General features: G+C 47.2%; 1 pseudogene. It reads right to left on the minus strand.

From position 1 onward, the window contains the following. Positions 1-400, minus strand: a pseudogene (locus ZA07_RS16130) (hypothetical protein); the annotation flags it as partial.

The raw sequence follows: 400 nt of genomic DNA on the forward strand, positions 1-400 counted from the left end.
TTTGTCCAAGTGATCTCACCATTACAATTATCTGTAGCAGTAGCACCACCATTTGAAGCCAACCAAGCTTCGATACCACCTTGGTCACCATCAGCACTACACTCAATGGCAATGTCAGAGGCAGGGGTATCAATAACCGGAGCCGTTGTATCTTGAATAGTGATGGTCTGTGACACCGAAGATGAGTTGTTACACGCATCAGTGAATGTCCACGTTCTGGTCACCACAATGTTACAAGGATCTGTATCGTCCATGCTGTCCACAGCAGTAGCTGTAATGTCACCAGCACAGTTGTCTGTAGCAGTCAACTCACCAGCAGCAGGCATATCGCCGATACACTCGTAAGTGATATCTGCAGGAGCGTCAGGAGCCACTGGAGCAGTTGTATCTTGAATATTGA

Origin of the sequence: Mangrovimonas sp. ST2L15 (assembly GCF_001280515.1) — a bacterium.
GTDB lineage: Bacteria > Bacteroidota > Bacteroidia > Flavobacteriales > Flavobacteriaceae > Mangrovimonas > Mangrovimonas futianensis.